We start from the raw sequence: 22,631 nt of genomic DNA on the forward strand, positions 1-22,631 counted from the left end.
TTACCCCCGGAAGCGGTGCTGGTTTTCCAGGAACCACTGGTAGGTGCTGGCCAGCCCCTGCTCCAGTGAGACCTCGTGATACCAGCCAAGCTGATGCAGACGGGTCACGTCCAGCAGCTTGCGCGGCGTGCCGTCCGGTTTGGTGGCATCAAACACCACGCGTCCTTTGTAGCCCACCACCTGCGCGATGGTCTGCGCCAGCTCGCGAATGGTGCAGTCCACGCCGGTCCCGACGTTAATGTGCGACAGCATCGGCTCGGTGTTTTCCTGCCACACCTCGCGATCCAGCTCCATGACGTGAATGCTGGCTGCCGCCATATCGTCCACGTGCAGGAACTCGCGCATTGGCGTACCGCTGCCCCACACCACCACGTCCGGGGCGTTTTCGGCAGTCGCCTCGTGGAAACGACGCAGCAGCGCCGGGATCACGTGCGAATTGCTCGGGTGGAAGTTGTCGTGCGGTCCGTAGAGGTTGGTCGGCATCACCGAGCGATAGTCGCGGTTATACTGACGGTTGTACGATTCACACAGCTTGATCCCGGCAATTTTGGCAATCGCGTACGGCTCGTTGGTGGCTTCCAGCGTGCCCTGCAACAGTTCGCTCTCGGCGATCGGCTGTTTCGCCATTTTTGGGTAGATACAGGATGAACCGAGGAACAGCAGCTTGTTCACGTTGTGCAGATGCGCCGCGTGAATGATGTTGCTCTCAATCATCATGTTCTCGTAGATGAAATCCGCCGGGTAGGTGTTGTTAGCGACAATGCCGCCCACCTTCGCCGCCGCCAGATACACCTGGTCGATACGTTCGCTGGCGAAGAAGTCCTGCACCGCTTTGCTGTCAAGCAAGTTCAGCTCGTCGCGGGTGCGAACAATCACCTCAACGTCGCCGCGCTGTTCAAGCTGGCGGACAATCGCGGAACCCACCATTCCGCGATGACCGGCGACAAAAATACGTTGTTTTGTCATTCTCAGGACTCCAGCGCGATGGCAACCTCGTAGCCATGGGACTTGAGCAGGGAGTGTTTTTTCGCTGCTTCAAGATCTTTGGCCACCATCTCGGATACCATTTCTTGCAGGGTGGTTTCTGGTTTCCAGCCCAGCTTCTCGTGCGCTTTGGTTGGGTCGCCCAGCAGGGTTTCCACTTCAGCAGGACGGAAGTAACGCGGATCCACCTGAACAATCACGTCGCCTGGCTTCACGCCCGGTGCGTCGTGGCCGGTCACGGAAACAACGATACCCTTCTCTTCCACGCCGGTGCCTTCGAAGCGCAGCTTGATGCCCAGCTGTGCCGCAGCCATCTCAACGAACTGACGTACGGAGTACTGCACGCCGGTCGCGATCACGAAGTCTTCTGGCTGTTCCTGCTGCAGCATCATCCACTGCATTTTCACGTAGTCTTTCGCATGGCCCCAGTCACGCAGGGAGTCCATGTTGCCGAGGTGCAGGCAAGACTCCAGGCCCTGAGCGATGTTGGCGATAGCGCGGGTGATTTTACGGGTCACGAAGGTTTCGCCACGACGTGGGGATTCGTGGTTGAACAGAATGCCGTTACAGGCGTACATGCCGTAGGATTCACGGTAGTTCACAGTGATCCAGTAAGCGTACAGTTTCGCTACCGCGTACGGAGAACGTGGGTAGAACGGCGTGGTCTCTTTCTGCGGAATTTCCTGCACCAGGCCGTACAGCTCAGAGGTAGATGCCTGATAGAAACGGGTTTTCTTCTCAAGACCCAGGAAGCGAATCGCTTCCAGCAGACGCAGCGTACCCATGGCGTCCACGTCAGCGGTGTATTCCGGGGATTCGAAGGAAACCGCAACGTGGCTCATCGCGCCCAGGTTGTAGACTTCATCCGGCTGTACTTCCTGCAGGATGCGGGTCAGGTTGGAGGTATCGGTCAGGTCGCCGTAGTGCAGGTGGAATTTCGGGTTCGCCGCGTGAGGATCCTGATAAATATGATCGACACGTTCGGTGTTAAATGAAGACGCACGACGTTTAATACCGTGTACTTCATACCCTTTTTCCAGCAGTAACTCTGCCAGGTAAGAACCATCCTGCCCGGTAACGCCGGTGATGAGAGCGACTTTAGACATGTTTATATTCCTCTACTTATGAATTTAATCAGTTTCAACGCGTTCGCGTATCACCACTGCGGGGTTGCCACGGCAAATTTTATTTGCCGGTAGCGATTTAAAAACGCTGCTGCGGGCACCGACTACCGTGCCATCGCCAACAGAAACACCGGGTGCAACAAAGACGTCTGTTGCCAGCCAGCATTTTTCACCGATCACAACAGGCGAAGCGGTAATATCAAAATGCGGGCTCATAAAATCGTGGCTGCCGGTGCACAAATAACACTTCTGTGAAACCACCGAATTTGCGCCAATCGTAATCTCGCCAAGGGTATATAACACCGCGTCATCCCCTACCCAGGCGTAATCCCCAAGCGTTAATTTCCAGGGATAAGTAATTTTCACCGAAGGACGAATGACTACGTTTTTTCCTATTTTTGCGCCAAACAGACGCAGTAAAAATGCGCGCCAGCGGTACAGTATTTGCGGCGACCAGGCAAATAACGTTGCCTGTACAGCCCACCACAGTTGAACTTTAATACCGCTCCCGCCCCGAAAACCTTTCGGCACGGAGAATCCATTTAATTCCTGCATTACGTTTCCTTATATCTCAGGCTTTGTTATATAAGGCTTTCGCTTTACCCGTCGTTTTCAGACGTAAGAAATAAGATAATTCCGCCCAGAACCCCGGCACGCGTAATATTTTACGCTGCACGTTTTTGGCATCCTGGCACAATTCCAGATTATTCGAGGTTGACACGCCGCCCATTGAAAATTCGGATACCAGTCCTTTAATTCGACGGAACGGGTAGCCAGATTTGTACAGGCTGGCGGCCAGGGCATAATCTGATGACACTTTATATTGCAAATCGTAAGGCTGCTTTTTTAGGCCACTCATCGGGAAGAAAATAGCCTGATGGCTTGCCGGCAGGCTGTGGTAGATATACCAGCCTGGTTTCGCGCCGCGCAGCACTTTTTTCCCCTCGCCGAAATCAAGCAGCGCATCACCGATAAACATGGCATCTTCTTTCTGGCGCGCCAGCTGGCGCGCAAACAGCGCCACATCTTCATGGAACACGTCGCCGGAATTGAGGAAGATGGCGTAGCGCCCCTGCGCCATGTTGATGCCTTTATTCATGGCATCGTAAATGCCTTTATCTTTCTCGCTGATGTAACGTAAGTTGAACTCACCGTTAAGTTTTTCCAGGAACTCCGCCGTGCCGTCGTTCGAGCCGCCATCGACCACGATCCACTCAAAGGTGAGGCTCGGATCGCGCGCCAGGTTGCGCAGCGAGCGCCAGGTTTTTACCACCCCTTCGTGGTTACGAAAGGCGACAGTAATGACGCTAAGAAACATAAATCACCTCATTTCTTCATACGCTCGTAATATTCAGCGCTTTGCGCAAAATAAACGGACATACAATTAAGAATGCATATTCCGGGCTAAATATTGACCCGGTAAAAAACAACGACACCGGTGTGAACAGATAAAGTTGCACGCGAAAGTTCTGGTTATCACCAAACGCGTTAATCATCATTTTGAAAACTTTAAACAGATACCACAGTGTCAACAGTACGGCGAACCAGGAAAAATAGATAATTAACAGATACAGACCATTGTCTATGGTTTTACCGACATCCGCACCGTTAAAGATTCCGAATGATGCAACATATTCGTAAAGTGAGCCGAATCTTACTACGCCATCAATATGGGTTAAGGAATAACCCACCATCACCAGTGGACCAATGATGCGATAATAGGACGACGAACCTTCCGTTCCCAAATCACCCAGACGTTCAGAAATGTACGGGAAGGCGAATATTACGCCCACTAAAAATACCGTCAGAGAAATGATCGCCAGCGGCAGTTTTTTCTTAATCGCCTCTTTGTTCAGGTACTGGAACGCCCACTCCAGCAGGTAAAACAGAATAAACGTCATTACCCCTGAGAACGACCCTGACAGAACGATTCCTGCAAGAATCATAGCATCGGTCTTGGGGGTTTTGATACCGAACTGTTTGATGCTGAGCCAAATTGAGATTAATGCCAGAGCAAAAAACGCCGGTTCAAAATAGAGCGCAGTGGTACGCTTGCCACCAAACTTAATGAAGTTCAGTACATAGCTGTTACTGTATATAAGATATTTCGAAATTATTTCCATCAGGCTACTGCCGCCTGTGAGAATAATTTGCGCCATCTCCAATGCCGCAAGCATAACAATCAGCCCGACGACAATATAAAAGAACCTGAGGATTTTCCTATAATTGTGCGGAGAGATAGTTTTAAAACGAATACTCCACACCATGCCAATAATGATAACGATATAAACAAACAGCATGGTGGAGGTGACATATTTGCTGGCGTCCAGCGACTGACCAAAGATGTAGTTAAACGCCGTCAGACCAAACCCGATCCCCAGCGCAATCATCAGCTTTTTGAGGTTAAGCTTGTCAACGTATAGCAACAGCAGAACCGGCAGGAAGGTGACGATGGTGATTGGGAAGCTTTCACCGAGCTGGGCAATCTTGACGTTGACCAGCAGGTAGATCAGCGGCAGCAGCAGATAACTACAGATTCTGATAGAACGAGACATACTCCTCCAGCATCTGTTGTCCACTGTACGCTTTACGGCTGCGGTTGCGGAACGATTCCAGGTCCGTGCCAAAAACAGCCTGCGCGATATCGGCCTTCGACAGCTGCACCAGCGGCAGCACCTCGTTCTCACTGAAGGTTTTACCGCCCGATTTCTCCAGCACTTCGCGCGCCGCGTCGCTGTGGGTGGCAATGACCGGCACGCCAATGGAGAGCGCTTCGCACAGGATCAGCGGGTAGTTGTCCACGCGGGAGCTGAACACCAGCGCGTCCATACCGTTGAGCGCGCTCATCAGTTTGCGCTTGTCGGTTTCAAACCCGTGATTCACCACGTTAGCGCCTTCGAACGGCGAGAATTTGCCGAAGGTATGCAGCTCAATTTTGTCGCCGAGCGCCATCATGTCGCGCACCAGCTGTTGGTTGGTTTTGCCGTCGTAGCGCAGGTCATGGGCGACGACCGCAATTTTCGGCTTGCCGGTGGTAATGGCTACGGGCGTCAGTTCGGCCAGGATCTCTTCCGTCGCCACATCAATACCGTTGTTGATAATCTGGCAGCGCCCTGCTCCGTACAGGCTATTAAAAGCATCTGCCACGTGCTGGCTTGGAGAGATAAAGGTGCAGCCGAGCGAGAGCATGTCGCGGAACAGCTGACGCTTGCCCTCAACCAGCTGATGCGCGCGATCGACCTTCACCGGCGGATAGTTGCTGAGCGTAGGGCATTTCTGGCAGTTATCTTTCCAGCCTTCGCAGCCGTCGGTAAAGGCGCAGCGTCCGGTCACGCTCCAGTGGTCGTGTAGCGTCCAGACGAAACGGGTGTCCGGCTTGTGCGCCTTCACTTTGCCACAAAACGCTACCACCTCTTCCAGATTCAGCCAGTAGCTGTGTAGCACGTGGAAGTGCAGCACAACCGGCCCGCGGGTGCGGGTGACGGTGCGGTAGAGATTATTCAGGTTGCCGAACAGGTCGCGGTTAAACAGGCGGAACAGCGCAATATTGGCGATGGAGGTCAGACGTGGCGTCTGCTTCAGCACCTGCGGATAGTTATCATGGCTGACGCTTTTCTTGCCGCCCTTGCCGTAACCGTAAACAAAGCGCGACTGTAATCCTTTTTGCAGCGCGCGCTGGTGCAGATCCAGCGCTACGCCTGCCGCCCCGCCCTCTGCGAGGCGTACGTTAAATTGCAGAATGTTCATTTAATCACCTTCACGCGGGCTTTCTCGCCCACCACCAGCGCATTGTCCGGAATGCTGTCCAGCACCACGCTGCCTGCGCCAACCGTCACGTTATTGCCCACGGTAATCTCCCCGATCATCACCACGTTGGCGCCCAACTCGACGTTATTGCCAATCACCGGGCAGGCCAGGCTGTCTGGCCCACAGTTGCCGATTGTCACCCCGTGGCGAATGGTGAAATCATCACCCGCGACGACGAACTTGTTGATGACGACCGCATAGCCGTGATGAATGGTAAAGCGGCGGCCAATGGTGGCAGCGGCCTGAATTTCATAGCCAAAAAAGCATTCGGTGATGATGCGGTACAGCACCAGCACCGGCGCGGCCCAGATATTGTTCAGCACATTTTTTTTGCGCCACACCGAGCAAAAGTGCGCAATACGGTAGGCCAGAACCATGCAGCACGGGCGCAGGCTCCAGCTGTTAGCGCGGCAATCTTCCAGAAACATTATTTCCCCCGAAGCCCGTCAGCCAGACGCTTGCCGTTACGCACCGACAGCAGCGTCAGCAGCGTGCGCCAGTTCATGCGCTTATTGCGGATCTGATAGAGGGTAAAGAGCTGATACTTCCGACTGGCACGGTCAAACTTGTCCTTGTGCTTGCGGTAAAAATGGAAGTAGCCCGAGAATTTTTTCGGTGACGAGGTGATCTGCATCTCCCCGTGGTTGATGTGCAGGATCTGCGTGGCCTCTTCCACCTTCCACGGCTCGCCGTACTCCACCACCATCCGCAGGAAGATGTCGTAATCCTGCGCGGCCTTCAGCTCGGTATCGAACAGGCACTCCTTAAAGCGCCAGGCCCAGGTAAACACCTGGTTGCCGATAATGTTGCGCTTGTAGAACAGGCGTCGGGAATACGGTGATTTCGGATACAGCGGCAGGCTGGCCGGCTGCGAATAGACCTCGCCCTGACAGACATAGTCGTTGGCATACAGAAACGCGTGGGTCACCAGCTGCGCTTTGTGCGAGAGGAAGATCGACAGACGGTTTGGTGTCCATTCGTCATCATCGTCGATACCGGTCAGATACTGCCCTTTCGCCTGCATAATCGCCTGATTGCGCACCGCGCACGCCCCGGAGTTGATGGCGTTGTGCGTGTAGACCACGCGCGGGTCGTTCAGGTCTTCGACAAACTTTTGCAGCTGTTCGTAAGAGGAGGAACAGTCATCCACGATAATCAGTTCCCAGTTATCGTAATCCTGACGCAGGACCGATTTAATCGCGCGGATCGCCAGCTGCTGACGATTCCATGTCGGCATATAGATAGAAATCAAAGGGCGTTGTGTGCTCATTTATTCCTCCTGCCCCTCACCCCGACCCTCTCCCCGGAGGGGAGAGGGTGAAAGACCGCACCAGGCAGTCCCCTCTCCCCTCAGGGGAGAGGGTTAGGGTGAGGGGTGTGGGGTGTGTTTTGTTATTTAGAGTCAGACTTGTATTCGTACTCGTAGTAGCCGTAATCCTGATAACCCGTCGCACGGCGGAAGATGGAGTTCAGAATGACCCCTTTCACCTCAATACCGTTCTGCTCAAAGCGGCTCAGGCTGGTTTCCACTTCCTTCAGGGTGTTCACCGCATAGCGTGCAACCATCAGCGTGGTGCCCGCATGACGCCCTACCACGGCGGCGTCGGTGACCGCCAGAATTGGTGGGGTATCGATCAGCACCAGGTCATAGTTTTTGCTTGCCCACTCGATCAGCTGCGTGAAGCGCTCGCTCATCAGCAGTTCAGACGGGTTCGGCGGTACCTGGCCACGCGGGATCAGGTCAAATTTCGGAATCGAGGTCGGCTTGGCGCTCTCGCTGATCTCCCCTTTACCCAGCAGGATTTCCGACAGGCCGTTAACGTTGTTGGTACCCAGCAGCTCATGGGTGTAGCCCTTACGCATGTCGCAGTCGATCAGCAGCACGCGCTTGTTGGTCTGGCTCACCACCGCCGCCAGGTTGGCACAGACGAAGGTCTTACCAATTGACGGGCTGACACCGGTCATCATCAGGACGTTGTTTTTGGCCTGCATCATGGCGAAGTGGAGGCTGGTACGCAGGCTACGCACCGCTTCAATCGCCAGGTCGGTCGGGTTACCCACGGCCAGCAGCTGGCTCTGTTTGTAACGCTTGACGCCCTTAACAGTTTTGACGCTGTCACGGGACTTCTGCCACTCCGAAAGCGGGATGCTGGCGTACACGCTGATCCCGTTCTCTTCCAGCACCTGCGGGCTTTCGATACCGCGGTTGAACAGCGAGCGCAGCAGCACGCCGACGATAGAGAGCATCAGGCCGAGAATAATGCTGCCGAGGATAATCAGCGCTTTCTTCGGCTTCAGCACGCCCGGCTGGGTAATCGCCGGGTCAACGATACGCACGTCGCCCACGGTGCTGGCTTCGGTGATTTTCAGCTCCTGCTGCTTGTTCAGCAGTTGCATGTAAACCTGCTGGCCGGATTCCACATCACGCGTCAGGCGTACGATTTCCTGCTGCGTCTTCGGCATCGCGGTCACGCGGTCATTCAGCTTCGCCTTCTCTTCTTCCAGGGTACGACGTTTCTCGAGCAGCGTGCGGTACGCCGGGTGACGTTTGGTATAGAGCTTGGAAATTTCCGCCTCTTTAAAGGTCAGCTCGTTTAGCTGCGCATCAATATTGACCATGGAGTCGAGAACCGATTTCGCCTCCAGCGGCAGGTCGACGGAGTCTTTATCCTGACGGTATGCGTTCAGCTTGTTCTCGGCGTCATCCAGACGGGCGCGCACCTCCGGCAACTGTTTACTGAGGAACGCGAGGCTTTTAGCGGCTTCCGCTGACTTGCGCTCAACGTTCTGCTCAAGGTAGTTACGGGTGATGCTGTTCAGGATGTCGCGGATTTGATCCTTGTCTTCACCTGTGAAGGTCATGCTCAGGACGCCGGTGTCCTTGCCGTTTTCGGTGACGGTCAGGTTGTTTTGCAGATTGTTGATCATTCCGAGCGTCGAGAATTTGGTGACCGTAAACTCACCGCCCTCGTGCGCCTGGATGGCACCAACCCTGATGCTCACGCCATCTTTGGTCAGCATCTGCCCCACTTCGCCGCGCGCGCTGAAGCCTGCGTCGCTGGTCAGCTGATACTGTTTTGGTCCCAGCACGGTCAGGGTAAAGGTTTGGTCCCCTGCCCCTTTTGGAATCACGAAGTCGGTCACTTTTACCGTATCGTTACTGCGCCCCATCAGGCGATCCCAGCCTGCGCCAAACACCGGGAAGGTGTTTTTGGTGACCGCGATATCCAGCCCCAGATCGTGAACCGTTTTGCCCAATACCAGGCGCGACTGGATCAGCTGAATTTCAGCCTCCGATGCCGGCGGCTTGTTGGCCAGCGCAGAGCCGATATCCTGAACCAGCGAGTTTCCGGTATTTTGTTCGATCTGCACCAGCGCGTCGGCGCTGTAAATAGGCGTCGCGAACAGCGTATAAACGATCGCCGCCACGGCAAAGATGGCGGTTATACCCAGCACCCACCATTTCGCTTCAATAACGGTCCCGACCAGGCGACCGATATCGATTTCATCACTGCCCGACGTCGGGGCGGCAGAAGGTCTTGTTTTTTCTGTCATTGTTATCCCTGCTGAGCTTTCAGTGCCTGCGCCCACTGGCGGGCAGACTGGTCTAGTAAGGTGTATACCGCCTCAAAGGCCTCGCGGCTCTTGCGATACGGATCGGGAATTTCGCGCTCACCATCCCAGTGACCAAACAGCATCACCTTGCCGCGCATCTCCGGTGCGATATCGCACAGCGCGTGAATGTGGCGTTTTTCCATCGCGAGGATCAGGTCATATTCCCGGCACATTCGGCCAGAGACCTGACGGGCAACGTGCCCGTCGAGTGAGAGGTTATGCTCAAGGGCGACGCTTGCGGCACGTTCGTCAGCACCTTTTCCGACCAGCGCGCCCAGCCCTGCGGAGTCGACCGTTAACGCAGGCTGGTAATTTTTCAACAGCCTTTCAGCCGTGGGGGAACGGCAAATGTTCCCCACACACACCACCAGAATTTTGTTAAACATCGCGGCTTACCAGGTATGAATGTCGCTCGCCGTATCCGTCATGTAGCGAACGCCACTGATGGTAGGCAGCAACTGGTTGATCAGACGGTTCCAGCGGGCAACCGGCGCGGTGGTGACATAGACCACATCGTATGGCTGGAGACGGAACGACGTTGCCATGACCAGCGACGTCGCGTCGGACATGTCCAGCTGGTAGATGTTGGCAATCTTGCCTTTCGCGTTTTCGCCTTTGATCGGACGGATCACAAAGATACCGCTGGCGTTGGAGGCGGTCAGATCGATACCTTCCGCGTTGCCCAGGGCTTCGGTCAGGGTCATACCGCTGAAGTCCATCTTGAGGGTGCTCTGTTTCTTCACTTCACCCATCACGAACACTTTCAGATCGTCGTTGCGCGGCACGTAAAGAATATCGCCCGGATAGAGGAGACGGTTCTGGGTCAGGTCACCGTTTTGCATCAGCGCCTGAAGCGAGATGCGCTGCTCTTTGCCGTTGTGGGTCAGCACCACGTTGCGCCAGTCAGCACCGTCGGTTAAGCCGCCTGCGGCATTGATCGCATCAAGAACGGTGAGCGGGACGTTAGTGATAGCCTGCTGGCCGGATTTGTTGACCTGGCCTGAGATATAGGCTTTCTGGGATCGGAACGCGGCGATATTAACGTCCACCTGCGGGTCAGCAATGTACTGCGCCAGGCGGCCGGTAATATCACTACGGATCTCAGCAAGCGTTTTTCCCGCGACGTGCACTTTGCCAATGTAGGGATAGAACATGGTGCCATCGGACTGTACCCAGTTACCGGTGTCGCTTGAGCTGCGGTACTGGCCCGCAGGTGTGGTCAGTTCCGGGTGATCCCAGACGGTCACGTTAATGACGTCACCTGGACCAACGCGATACTGGTAAGAGGCAATTTCCTGGTCCAGAGACATATTTGGCTGAGCAACATTCGGACGTGGGCGTAATTGTTCTACCAGACGTGGGGTTAATGGGTAAACATTCACCATTTTGTCGAGATCAAAATCAGCATCCTGCTGTTTAATCACATCCTTGCCCATTGTTGACATATTGCTGCCGGGAAAGACCGTGCAACCACTCATCAAGGTCACAGACACCAATAATGGCATCAATTTCATTTTGGATTTCATCATTGATTATTTATCACTTTGGCAGAGTAATTATCCTGTGCAATTAAAATAAGCGCGGGTCGTGGTGACAATCAGAATGCAGTTAATCATTTAGCAATATAACTGGCATCAGTCCTAAAAAAAGCTTATTCATCCATTGGCTATTGACAGAATAATTGAGGCTGATTCACACGCTTTCAGGCACGCTACCGCCCTTGGCTTTCAGTTACCAATCCACTGACTAAACAATGCGTTATGGTTAGACACCCTCTTGGATCAGGCCTTTTGAGAAATATATCCGCCACCTTAAACGGGTGATTGATAATGTATAACCTTCACCAAAGACTGAAACAAAAATAGCAACAAGGAGATTTAACATTTGATGCTGGAAGAATTGTTGCAGCTAACCTAATAGCAGGCAAGGAGACAACCGTCCTAATATTCGTTTTTAAGATTAATATTAAGAGCAAAGTTTTGAGGTTTTCGGATTTTCTTTATATTGACAAAATAGAACGCCACACCATTTATTGCGATATATCCTAAATATCGTCTTTTGTAATTAAATCTTCGCATTTAACTTATTTACACCGCCCCGTAAATGGGTTTTACCTGAGTGTAGCATTAAGAGAAATCTCACCCCGGCATTGCAATTTCCGTCTGCTTTATCCATGATCGAAGTGTGACATTAGTCATATAACAGAAGGTATTGCATTTACTATGGAATGGATTGCCGATCCATCAATCTGGGCCGGGCTGGTGACGCTGGTCGTCATCGAATTAGTGCTCGGCATTGATAACCTGGTGTTTATCGCCATCCTTGCCGATAAATTACCCCCTTCACAACGCGACCGCGCCCGCGTGACGGGTCTTCTGCTCGCCATGGTGATGCGTCTGCTGTTACTGGCCTCAATATCATGGCTGGTCACGCTCACCAAACCCTTATTCAGCGTGCAGGGTCTGAGCTTTAGCGCCCGCGACCTGATCATGCTTTTCGGCGGATTGTTCCTGCTGTTCAAAGCCACGGTTGAGCTTAATGAGCGGCTGGAAGGAAAAGACAGTGAAAACCCCACCCAGCGGCGCGGCGCTAAATTCTGGCCGGTGGTCGCGCAGATAGTGGTGCTGGATGCCGTCTTTTCTCTCGACTCCGTGATTACTGCCGTCGGGATGGTTGACCATCTGGCGGTGATGATGGCCGCCGTGATCATTGCCATCACCCTGATGGTGCTCGCCAGTAAAGCCCTGACGCGCTTCGTGAACAGTCACCCGACTATCGTCATTCTCTGTCTGAGCTTCCTGCTGATGATTGGCTTTAGCCTGGTGGCAGATGGTTTTGGCTTCCATATCCCGAAAGGATATCTGTACGCAGCCATTGGTTTCTCGGTGCTTATTGAGTTTCTTAACCAGCTGGCCATTTTCAACCGCCGCCGTTTTCTTTCCGCGAACCAGACATTACGACAGCGCACCGCAGATACGGTGATGCGCCTGCTGAGCGGCAAAAAAGAGGATGCCGAGCTGGATGCTGAATCCGCTGCGATGCTAGCCGACCACAGCGACGGGCAGATCTTCAACCCGCAGGAACGCCGGATGATAGAGCGCGTGCTCAACCTCAACCAGCGCTCGGTCAGCAGTATCATGACCTCCCGCCACGACATTGAGCATATTGACCTGACGGCACCGGAAGAGCAGATCCGTGCCCTGCTGGATAAAAACCAGCACACCCGCGTGGTGGTGACCGGCGGAGAAGAGGAAGAAGAGCTGCTGGGCGTGGTACACGTGATTGACCTGCTGCAACAGCAGCTTCACGGTGAGCCGCTCAACCTGCGCGCGCTGGTGCGCCAGCCGCTGGTCTTCCCGGAAGCGCTGCCGCTGCTCTCGGCGCTGGAGCAGTTCCGCAACGCGCGTACCCACTTCGCGTTTGTCGTTGATGAGTTTGGTTCTGTGGAAGGGCTGGTGACACTCAGCGACGTGATGGAAACCATCGCCGGTAATCTGCCTAATGAGGTGGATGAGATCGATGCACGCCACGATATTCAGAAAAACGCAGACGGCAGCTGGACCGCCAACGGCCATATGCCGCTCGAAGATCTGGTGCAGTTCGTTCCGCTTCCGCTGGACGAGAAGCGCGAATACCACACCATCGCCGGTTTGCTGATGGAATATCTGCAACGTATTCCGCAGCCGGGCGAAGAGGTCCAGGTGGGGAATTACATGATCAAAACCTTGCAGGTAGAGAGCCATCGCGTGCAGAAGGTGCAGCTGATACCGCTGCGCGGTGAAGATGAGATGGATTTTGAGGTGTAAAAAAGCCGGGTGGCGCTTCGCTTACCCGGCCTACGGTGTCTGGCTTTTGTAGGCCGGGTAAGGCGAAGCCGCCACCCGGCACAACAGGCATCAGAGCTTATCGAGCAACTTTTTCACGTCCTTACCAGACTGAGACTCTTTATTGCGGTCCGCCCAGTCATTCAGCCGACGTTTCGCTTCATCCTGAAGGTGCTTACGCAGGATCTGATCGACCTGCAAACTGTAATTCAGTTCCTGCCATTTTCCGTACACGCGCAGCGGTATCGGCGTCTCTTTCAGGAACTCGACAAGCTGACCTTCCCCTTCCCAGCCGGCCTTCACGCGGACGTTGAAGCGGGTGTCAACCGTCTCTTTCACCAGATCCAGCGCGCCGTTTCCGGTCAGCGCCAGCAGGGACGAGATTCCCTGCATCTCGTCGAGCGAGAGCTGACCGTTGTCGAGGGCAAGCTCGCTGGTAAAGCTGTCGAGACGGGTTGCGCTGTCGTAGTTTTCATTCGCCTTCACGCTGCTGCTGCGCTCTACCGCCTGCTGCACCAGTTGCTGGAAGTTCAGCCCTTCCATGCGCGAATCTTTTAGCTCAACGTGCGCCTGCCCCTTCCAGCTACGACGGAAGGCGTCCGCATCAATCTTCGTGCCGGAGAAATCCCCGGCCAGCGACAGCTGCCCCGTGAGGGAAATCGGGTAATTAAAGGCTTTCAGGATGGTGCCAATCTCAACGTTTTCCAGACGCGGCTGGAACGCGGCGCTGGCAACGTCTTTACGTACGTCCAGCGTGCCCGGCAGGGAGAGATTTCCTGCCCCCATTTTTCCGCTGAGCTCAGAGATGACCAGCAGGCCGTTGTGGTTGAACATCTGGCTGTTGACGTCAGTAAAATCAATCCCACGCCAGCGCACGCTGTTCGCTTTCAGCAGAATGTCGGCGGTAAATCCGCGCAGACCATTGTAGTCAGGCAGATCGAGACTGGAGGAGATCACCGGACGCGACTGCGTGACCTGGCTTTGCCCTACCTGCGCGACACCCTCATCGGTCGCATTCACCGTTTGGGCCGCGAGCAGGTTCTCAAGGTTCAGCTTGTCGAATTGCAGATCCAACACCCACTTGGGTTTCTCATCAAGCGTGACGCTCGCCTGCCCCTTCAGGGAACTGTCGTTGGCCTGGAGGTTGAGCGCGTTAAGTTCGAGCTGTTTGCGCTCTTCGTGCCACACCGCCTGCATCGTGCCCTGGCCGGCGATCCCCTTCGCGGGTAAATCCGCGCCGGTCAGCTGCCAGTTGACCTGCTGAACGTCCGCCGTCAGCTGGTGCGGGTAGTCAGAGGCGTTCACGTTCGCATTCATCGACAGGTTGAGATCGCGCTGATTACGGTTGATCCGCCCGGAGAACTCCATGGTCGCGTGATGGTTGGCGTCCTGCTCCATCCTGAGGTTGATATTGCGGACGGTGATCTGTTCGTCATCCTCATGCTGGAAAACCAGCACGCTGTCAGCGACTTTCAGATTACCAATATCGAAAGACCAGCCGGTGTCAGACGGAACGTCAGGCAAAGTATTTTCACGCGGTGCGACCGGAGCATTCGCCTGACGAACGGCTTCGGTTTGTGGCGTAAGCTGAATCACCGCCCCTTTCAGCATCACCTGTTCAACCTGGAGCTGATGGGATAAGAGCGGGATGAGCGCGACATCAAGACGCATGTTATCCGCCGTAACAAGCGGCTGCGCCGCGCCCGGCGCGGTGAGCGACATACGTCCGGAGAGAATGCTGAGCTGCGGCCAGACGTGCCAGCGCAGCGGCCCGTCCAACTTGAGTTCATACCCGCTGCGCGCTTCAACCTGCCGCACCATGTAGGCCCGGAAGTCATTCGGGTTAACCAGCAGCACCAACGCTGAAAGGCCAGCCACCAGCACCACCAGCAAAATCATCAGCGTTGTCAGAACTCTTCTCATGGCTTCCTCAGTGAACTCACAGATCAGTCTTTATCGATACGGCTGGCAACCGCACCCTGCTGGTCGCGATATTTTGCGTCCTGACGGCGGTTATAAGGACGGTCTGCCGGGCCGGTCAGCGGTTCGAAGCTCAACGCACCGATCATCATTCCCGGGCGAAGCGCCAGCGGCAGTTTACCGGCGTTAAAGAACTCCAGCACGATACGGCCAGACCAGCCCGGATCGATACGGTGCGCGGTGACGTGCACCATCAGGCCCAGACGCGCCAGAGAAGAGCGTCCGTCAAGCCAGCCGACCAGATCCGCAGGCAGCGTGACCGATTCAAAGGTCACCGCCAGCGCCAGTTCGCCAGGATGGAGATAAAACGCCTCTCCTTCTTCGATGACGATTTCGTCACTCATGACGCGATCCAGCGCCGCACTGACTTCGTCTTTCGGCCCGCTGAGGTCGATAAACGGTGCCGTGTGGCCGCTGAAGGTGCGGAACTTATTCCCCAGACGTACATCGACGGTCACGCCGTTAATACGCTCAACCGGCGGACGCGGGGTGATAGACAGGCGGCCTTCATCCAGCCAGGCTTCTATATCGCGGTCACAAAGACGCATGGCACTTTCTCCTTTCGTGCATCGCGCCCTGAATCCTTACGGCGTCAGGGCAAAACCAGGTTATCTCTGAACGGTACACAATTCACACGGCTTATTCAAAAAACTGACTGATTTTCGCTTTTAAGATATCAATGGCAATACGGTTTTTACCGCCGCGAGGCACAATAATATCGGCGTATTGTTTAGAAGGCTCAATAAATTGCAGGAACATCGGACGAACGGTTTTCTGATACTGCGCCATCACGGAGTCCATGGAGCGACCGCGTTCGTTAACGTCGCGTTTAATACGCCGCATCAGGCAGATATCCAGCGGGGTATCGACGAAAATCGAGAAGTTCATTGATTCGCGCAGACGGGCGTCGGTGAGCAGCAAAATCCCTTCAAGAATAATCACCTTCTTGGGCTCAATGCGGATCGTTTCCTGGGTGCGGGTATGTTCCACGTAACTGTAGACGGGCAGCTCAATCGCCTCGCCGCGCTTCAGCGCTTCCAGATGCTGGAACAGCAGGCTGTGATCCATCGCACTGGGGTGGTCGTAGTTGGTTTTTACGCGCTCTTCCATCGAAAGATGGGATTGATCTTTGTAATAGCTATCTTCGGGAATAACACCGATATGCTCATCACCCACTTGTTCACGCAGTTCGCGATAAAGCGTACTGGCAATAAGACTTTTACCTGAAGCCGATGCGCCGGCGATGCCTATGATGACGCACTGATGAGACTTATCAGTCATAAATTTAGCGACCTGATTAACCTGGATGTAAGGAAGGACGACGCCGGAGCGTCAAACGCGGCAATTATAGGGATTTCGGGGGCGTGATACCAGTCGAATGCGCAGGTTATGCGAGGCGGGCTGAAAAGCGCCGTTTCACGCCTTTAGCGAAATTTTTACGCACGGATTTTCACCATTTCATCCCCCTTCTTCGCAGAGTAACTATTTTATAAGTCTATGAAGTCAAAATCTGAGCACTCAGCATATGAATTGTAAAATGTTTGTACTAGCATAAACCAAATTAATGATTTCACGCGTCCGGAGCTGGCTCCTGACAACACGGCGTCCCTGGATAGAGCGGTAATGAATAAACAATACCAGCGGGTTTTGGTTACTACCCCACATCCTTTACTGCGGCTTGTCTGTCTGGGTCTGGTCACGTTCATCTTCACCTTATTTTCCCTTGAGCTGACTCGCTTCGGTACGCTGCTGGCGCCATTGTGGTTCCCGACCTCCATTATGATGGTGGCGTTTTACCGCCATGCGGGAAAAATGTGGCCCGGCATCGCCCTCGCCTGCTCCTTTGGCAATATTTTTGCCTCGTGGATGCTCTTTTCATGGGAATCAATCAACTTAACCTACACGGCAATCAATATTATTGAGGCCTGTGTTGGTGCGGTGTTGCTGCGTAAGCTGCTCCCCTGGTATAACCCGCTGCAAAACCTCAACGACTGGATACGCCTTGCCCTCGGCAGCGCCCTGGTGCCGCCGCTGGTGGGCGGCATTCTGGTTCATTTTCTGGTGCCAGGCGCGGAGCCGCTGCGTAATTTTCTGTTTTGGGTACTTTCAGAAGCCATTGGCGCGCTGGCGCTTGTACCGTTAGGTCTGCTGTTTAAACCGCATTACCTGCTGCGCCACCGCAACCCGAGACTGCTGCTGGAAACGCTGGTGACCCTGGTCGTTACGCTGGTTCTTAGCTGGACGGCAATCACCTGGCTGCCGTGGCCGTTCACCTGCATCATCGTTTTGCTGATGTGGAGCGCGGTACGCCTGCCGCGAATGGAAGCATTCCTGATTTTTTTATTCACCATCATGATGGTGTCCTTGATGATGGCGCGAAACCCGCCCTCCATGACACCTTCAAACATGATGGTGACCTTCAACGCGCCATGGCTTCCCTTCCTGATGATGCTGCTCCCCGCCAACATTATGACGATGGTGATGTATGCCTTCCGGGCCGAGCGTAAACATATTACGGAAAGCGAAGAACGTTTTCGTAATGCGATGGAATATTCCGCCATTGGTATGGCGCTGGTGGGCATTGAGGGCCAGTGGCTTCAGGCCAACAAGGCGCTGTGCAATTTCCTCGGTTACAGTCAGTCTGAGCTTCAGTCGCTCACGTTCCAGCAGTTAACCTGGCCGGAAGATTTAAATACCGACCTGGAGCAGTTGCAACAGCTGATTAACGGGGAGATCAACAGCTACAGCCTCGAAAAACGCTACTACACCCGCAGCGGCGAGGTGGTGTGGGCGCTGCTGGCCGTTTCCGTTGTGCGCCATGCCGACGGTACGCCGCTCTACTTTATTGCCCAGATTGAAGACATCAACGACCTGAAACAGACCGAGTGGGTGAATAAGCGTCTGATGGAGCGTATCACCCTCGCGAACGAAGCCGGCGGCATCGGGATCTGGGAGTGGGATCTCGAGCCGGACGTGATCAGCTGGGATAAACGGATGTTTGAGCTGTACGAGATCCCCCCGCACATTAAACCTACCTGGCAGCTCTGGCATGCGGCCATGGTGCCTGAAGATCGTCCGCACGCCGAACAGGTACTGCGTGAGTCACTCCAGGCCAGGGTGCCTTTCAAGCTGGAATTTCGCATTCGCGTCAAGGATGGCATTCGCCACATTCGTTCGCTGGCGAACCGGGTGCTGAACAAACAGGGCGAAGTGGAGCGGCTGTTAGGGATCAACATGGATATGACCGAGGTGAAGCAGTTGAACGAGGCGCTGTTTCAGGAAAAAGAGCGCCTGCATATCACCCTCGACTCCATCGGCGAAGCGGTGCTGTGCACCGATATCGACATGAACATCACCTTTATGAACCCGGTCGCCGAGAAGATGAGCGGCTGGTCGCAAAGCGAAGCGCTGGGTCAGCCCGTTCTGAAGGTGCTGCACATTACCTTCGGCGAGAACGGCCCGTTAATGGAAAACATCCACAGCGGCGATATGTCCCGTACCGATATCGAACAGGATGTGGTGCTTAACTGCCGGAATGGCGGCAGTTTCGACATTCATTACAGCATTACCCCGCTCAGCACACTGGAGGGGCACGCTATCGGCTCGGTGCTGGTGATTCAGGATGTCACCGAGTCGCGCAAAATGCTGCGCCAGTTGAGCTACAGCGCTTCCCATGACGCCCTTACCCACCTGGCGAACCGCGTCAGTTTTGAAAACCATCTTAAGCGCCTGTTGCAGACGGTACAGGAGACCCATCAGCGTCACGCGCTGGTCTTTATCGATCTTGACCGTTTTAAGGCGGTGAACGATACCGCAGGCCACGCGGCGGGCGACGCGCTCCTGCGCGAACTCTCTTCGCTGATGCTGACCATGCTGCGCTCCAGCGACGTGCTGGCGCGTCTGGGCGGCGACGAGTTTGGCCTGCTGCTGCCGGACTGCAACGTCGAAAGCGCACGCTATATTGCGGGCCGGTTGATCGACGCCATTAACAACTATCATTTTTCCTGGGAAGGACGCCTGCACCGCATCGGCGCCAGCGCGGGGATCACGTTGATTGACAACGCTAATTATCAGACAGCGGAAGTGATGTCTCAGGCCGATATAGCCTGTTACGCCTCGAAAAACAGCGGGCGCGGTGTGGTCACCGTCTATGAACCCCAGCAGGAGCGGATCCACAGCACGCGCAGCATGATGTCGCTGGATGAGCAGTGGCACATGATCAAAGATAATCATCTGCTGATGATCGCCCGCAGCGTCGCCTCACCGCGCATTCCCGAGAGCAGTAGCTTCTGGCTGATTTCCCTGCGGTTGTGGACCAGCCAGGGGGAAGTGCTGGAAGAGCATGCCTTCCGCGCCGGGCTGGCGGAGCCGGAGCTGCTGCACGCCCTTGACCGACGTATATTCAGCGAATTTTTCCGTACCTATGCCGCACAGGTGGCGGCCAAAGGGATGGGCGTCGCGCTGCCGCTCTCAGAAGCGGGTTTAGCCAGCGTCACGCTGGTGGATGAGCTGCTCGACCTGATCACCAGAGGTCCGCTGCCGGCGCGGCTGCTGCATCTGGCGATCGCCGTTGATGTGCTGAGCAATACGGATGAAAACGTGCAGCAGGGTCTGCAAAAGCTTCGTCAGGCTGGCTGTCGCGTGGTGCTGACCCGGGTTGGACGCGATATGAACGTCTTCAGCCAGCTCAGCGCCAACACCGCTGATTATTTGCTGCTGGATGCAGACGTGGTAACCAACGTCCACGGCAATCTGATGGATGAGATGATGGTGACCATCATTCAGGGCCACGCCCAGCGTCTGGGCATAAAAACCATTGCCGGGCCATGCCATCAGTCGATCATGATGAATACGCTGTCGGGCATCGGCATTGACTTTATTTACGGCGATACCATCGGGGAAGCGCAGCCGCTCGATCTACTGCTGAATACCAGCTATTTCGCCATCAACTGACGGCGACCAGCCGTCGGTATACCAGATATGTAACAGCGCATACGAGCGCCACGGCTGCCAGCGCTCGGCATAGCGACGGATCTGCGCGGGCGTCATACCGGCAAAGCGCTGTTTAATGAGATAATCATCCGGCAGGAAAACATCCTTCGCCTGCCAGCCGCGCAAGGCTAGATAATTTGCGGTCCAGCGCCCGATGCCGGGGCGCTGCTGTAGCGCCTTCATCCCGGCCTCGACGTTCGCAGGCGGGAACAGCGGGAATTCACCCTCCACCACCGACTGCGCCAGATGAATCAACGACTCCGCACGCTTGAGCGGCATCCCAAGGGATTTCAACGCCAGCGGATCCACCGCGGCCAGTACCTCTGGCGGAGGAAAACAGAGGTAGCCCGGCGCGTCCTGGATGGGTTCACCGCACAGCGCCACCACTCTTGACGCCAGTTTTGCCGCCATCGCCACGCTCACCAGTTGCCCGAGAATGGCGCGCACGCCCTGCTCGTAGGCATCCATCGCGCCCGGCAAACGTAACCCCGGCCGCGCCGCGCCGAGGTCGCCCAGGGTCTGCGCAATTCTTAGCGGGTCGCAACCAAGATCGAACAGGCGGGCAATGCGATCCAGGCAAATATCCGCCACCGGGATCAGGCCAGGGCTGAGCGACACCGCCAGCGTATGGGTTGCGCTGTCTGGCGTAACCCGTAAAACGCCCTGGTGCCCCGCATAGCCAAAACTGCGTTCGTAGTAATCCTCCGTAACGGTCTCAACCCCTGTGACCGCACGCGCGGCAAGAAAGCCAAACATCCACTGCCAGTCGTAGGGCGGTTGCCAGTTCAGGGTGTACATCGTCCCTCCTTTTGTATTTACCTCAGCATAAACCGAAAGATCGCGTTGCGCCTTGCTTTCATATTCCTGTTGTCGCCTGGCAGACATTTCGCTAAAGTCTCGCCCCTTCTCACCGGCATGGGGATTTATTGTGTTTATTGGATTCGACTACGGCACCGCAAACTGCTCGGTTGCGATAATGCAAAACGGACAACCACAGCTCCTGAAAATGGAAAACGGCAGTACGCTGTTGCCTTCAATGCTCTGTGCGCCCACGCGTGAAGCGGTGAGCGAGTGGCTGTTCCGCCATCATCAGGTTCCGGCCACGGCGGCGGAAACCCAGGCGCTGCTGCGCCGTGCGGTCAGCTTTAACCGCGAGGAAGATATCGACGTTACCCCTTCCAGCGTGCAGTTCGGCCTCTCTTCCCTCGGGCAGTACATTGAAGACCCGGAAGAGGTCTACTTCGTTAAATCGCCGAAATCCTTCCTCGGCGCCAGCGGCCTGAAGCCACAGCAGGTGGCGATGTTTGAAGATCTGGTCTGCGCGATGATGCTGCACATCCGCAATCAGGCGCAATCCCAGGTGCCGGATGCCATCACCCAGGCGGTGATTGGCCGTCCGATTAACTTCCAGGGGCTGGGCGGCGACGAAGCCAACCAGCAGGCGCAGGGGATCCTTGAGCGTGCAGCGCACCGGGCTGGCTTCAGTGACGTGGTGTTCCAGTATGAGCCGGTTGCGGCGGGGCTGGATTTTGAAGCAACGCTGAAGGAAGAGAAACGGGTGCTGGTGGTGGACATCGGCGGTGGTACGACGGACTGTTCATTACTGCTGATGGGTCCGCAGTGGCATCATCGTCGCGATCGTGAAAACAGCCTGCTGGGGCACAGCGGCTGCCGCGTGGGCGGTAACGATCTGGATATCGCCCTGGCATTCAAGAGCCTGATGCCGCTGCTCGGCATGGGCGGTCAAACCGAGAAAGGCATCGCCCTGCCGATCCTGCCATGGTGGAATGCGATTGCCATCAACGACGTCCCTGCCCAGAGTGATTTTTACAGCACCGCGAATGGGCGTTTCCTTAACGATCTGGTGCGTGATGCGCAGGATGCAGAGAAGGTCGCGCTGCTGTATAAGGTGTGGCGTCAGCGTCTGAGCTACCGGGTGGTGCGCACCGCCGAAGAGAGCAAAATTGCCCTTTCCGATCGTCCTGAGCATGCGGTTACGCTACCGTTTATCAGTGACGATCTGGCTACGGCTATCACCCAGGAAGGGCTGGAAATGGCGCTGGCTCAGCCGCTACAGCGTATTCTGGAGCAGGTGCAGCTGGCGCTTGAGAATGGCAAAGAGAAACCGGACGTGATTTACCTGACCGGCGGTAGCGCCCGTTCACCGCTGATCAAGAAAGCGCTGGCGGAACAGCTGCCGGGGATCCCGATTGCCGGCGGCGATGACTTTGGCTCCGTTACGGCAGGACTGGCCCGCTGGGCGCAGGTGGTGTTTAGCTAATGGGGTTGTGCCGGGTGGCGGCTT

At 55.3% G+C, this 22,631-nt stretch carries 18 protein-coding genes; 3 read left to right on the top strand and 15 right to left on the bottom strand.

What is annotated here, in order from left to right; genetic code table 11:
• From INF86_RS16360 to INF86_RS16410, 11 genes are all read right to left on the bottom strand, one after another.
• Complete coding sequence (locus tag INF86_RS16360) at positions 1-966, bottom strand: GDP-L-fucose synthase (protein ID WP_015572377.1); 966 nt, start codon at positions 964-966, stop codon at positions 1-3.
• Between the two features lie 2 nt (positions 967-968).
• Positions 969-2,090: a GDP-mannose 4,6-dehydratase gene (gene gmd / locus INF86_RS16365; protein WP_003863514.1), complete on the bottom strand. Its 1,122-nt coding sequence runs from the start codon at positions 2,088-2,090 to the stop codon at positions 969-971.
• Positions 2,091-2,114: 24 nt separating this feature from the next.
• Positions 2,115-2,663, bottom strand: a complete 549-nt coding sequence (wcaF, locus tag INF86_RS16370; RefSeq protein ID WP_003863512.1) for a colanic acid biosynthesis acetyltransferase WcaF — start codon at positions 2,661-2,663, stop codon at positions 2,115-2,117.
• A gap of 16 nt (positions 2,664-2,679) precedes the next feature.
• Positions 2,680-3,426: a colanic acid biosynthesis glycosyltransferase WcaE gene (wcaE, locus tag INF86_RS16375; protein ID WP_023300546.1), complete on the bottom strand. Its 747-nt coding sequence runs from the start codon at positions 3,424-3,426 to the stop codon at positions 2,680-2,682.
• A gap of 16 nt (positions 3,427-3,442) precedes the next feature.
• A complete protein-coding gene (gene wcaD / locus INF86_RS16380) occupies positions 3,443-4,663 on the bottom strand; it encodes a colanic acid polymerase WcaD (protein ID WP_022648637.1) in 1,221 nt (406 codons plus the stop codon).
• On the bottom strand, positions 4,638-5,855 hold the full coding sequence (gene wcaC, locus INF86_RS16385) for a colanic acid biosynthesis glycosyltransferase WcaC (protein WP_023300547.1): 1,218 nt from the start codon (positions 5,853-5,855) through the stop codon (positions 4,638-4,640). The genes wcaD and wcaC overlap by 26 nt, the downstream gene beginning before the upstream one ends.
• Positions 5,852-6,343, bottom strand: coding sequence for a colanic acid biosynthesis acetyltransferase WcaB (gene wcaB / locus INF86_RS16390; protein ID WP_193543719.1), 492 nt, complete (start codon positions 6,341-6,343; stop codon positions 5,852-5,854). Before wcaB ends, wcaC begins: the two co-directional genes overlap by 4 nt.
• The gene (gene wcaA, locus INF86_RS16395) at positions 6,343-7,185 is read right to left on the bottom strand and encodes a colanic acid biosynthesis glycosyltransferase WcaA (protein ID WP_006811246.1); all 843 of its coding nucleotides are present in this window, start codon (positions 7,183-7,185) and stop codon (positions 6,343-6,345) included. Before wcaA ends, wcaB begins: the two co-directional genes overlap by 1 nt.
• 122 nt (positions 7,186-7,307) lie before the next feature.
• Positions 7,308-9,470, bottom strand: a complete 2,163-nt coding sequence (gene wzc / locus INF86_RS16400; protein ID WP_022648640.1) for a tyrosine-protein kinase Wzc — start codon at positions 9,468-9,470, stop codon at positions 7,308-7,310.
• Between the two features lie 2 nt (positions 9,471-9,472).
• Positions 9,473-9,916: a low molecular weight protein-tyrosine-phosphatase Wzb gene (gene wzb / locus INF86_RS16405; protein ID WP_003862078.1), complete on the bottom strand. Its 444-nt coding sequence runs from the start codon at positions 9,914-9,916 to the stop codon at positions 9,473-9,475.
• 6 nt (positions 9,917-9,922) lie between these two features.
• Positions 9,923-11,059 carry a polysaccharide export protein gene (locus INF86_RS16410; RefSeq protein WP_022648641.1) on the bottom strand — a complete coding sequence of 379 codons (1,137 nt, stop codon included), beginning with the start codon at positions 11,057-11,059 and terminating at the stop codon, positions 9,923-9,925.
• 693 nt (positions 11,060-11,752) lie between these two features.
• Here INF86_RS16410 and INF86_RS16415 point away from each other — a divergent pair.
• Entirely contained in the window at positions 11,753-13,336 is a 1,584-nt protein-coding gene (locus INF86_RS16415; protein WP_023306574.1) for a TerC family protein, read from the top strand.
• A gap of 90 nt (positions 13,337-13,426) precedes the next feature.
• On the opposite strand, the gene asmA is transcribed toward INF86_RS16415, so the two are convergent.
• The 3 genes from asmA to udk all read right to left on the bottom strand — a co-directional run bounded on the left by asmA (position 13,427) and on the right by udk (position 16,615).
• Positions 13,427-15,277 (bottom strand): outer membrane assembly protein AsmA, encoded by a 1,851-nt coding sequence (gene asmA / locus INF86_RS16420; protein WP_063137678.1) that lies wholly within the window; start codon positions 15,275-15,277, stop codon positions 13,427-13,429.
• Positions 15,278-15,300: 23 nt separating this feature from the next.
• A complete protein-coding gene (dcd, locus tag INF86_RS16425; RefSeq protein ID WP_006811250.1) occupies positions 15,301-15,882 on the bottom strand; it encodes a dCTP deaminase in 582 nt (193 codons plus the stop codon).
• A 91-nt stretch (positions 15,883-15,973) separates the two neighbouring features.
• Entirely contained in the window at positions 15,974-16,615 is a 642-nt protein-coding gene (gene udk / locus INF86_RS16430) for a uridine kinase (protein WP_000130320.1), read from the bottom strand.
• A 342-nt stretch (positions 16,616-16,957) separates the two neighbouring features.
• On the opposite strand from udk, the gene INF86_RS16435 reads away from it, so the two are divergent.
• Positions 16,958-20,287, top strand: a complete 3,330-nt coding sequence (locus INF86_RS16435; protein WP_193543720.1) for a diguanylate cyclase — start codon at positions 16,958-16,960, stop codon at positions 20,285-20,287.
• On the opposite strand, the gene alkA is transcribed toward INF86_RS16435, so the two are convergent.
• A complete protein-coding gene (gene alkA, locus INF86_RS16440) occupies positions 20,252-21,124 on the bottom strand; it encodes a DNA-3-methyladenine glycosylase 2 (RefSeq protein ID WP_193543721.1) in 873 nt (290 codons plus the stop codon). The genes INF86_RS16435 and alkA overlap by 36 nt on opposite strands.
• A 130-nt stretch (positions 21,125-21,254) precedes the next feature.
• Here alkA and yegD point away from each other — a divergent pair, with 130 nt between their 5' ends.
• Positions 21,255-22,607, top strand: coding sequence for a molecular chaperone (gene yegD / locus INF86_RS16445; protein WP_193543722.1), 1,353 nt, complete (start codon positions 21,255-21,257; stop codon positions 22,605-22,607).
• Positions 22,608-22,631 lie beyond the last annotated feature (24 nt).

The sequence above is a fragment of the Enterobacter cloacae complex sp. I1M genome (genome assembly GCF_014982425.1).
Taxonomy (GTDB): Bacteria; Pseudomonadota; Gammaproteobacteria; order Enterobacterales; family Enterobacteriaceae; genus Enterobacter; species Enterobacter intestinihominis.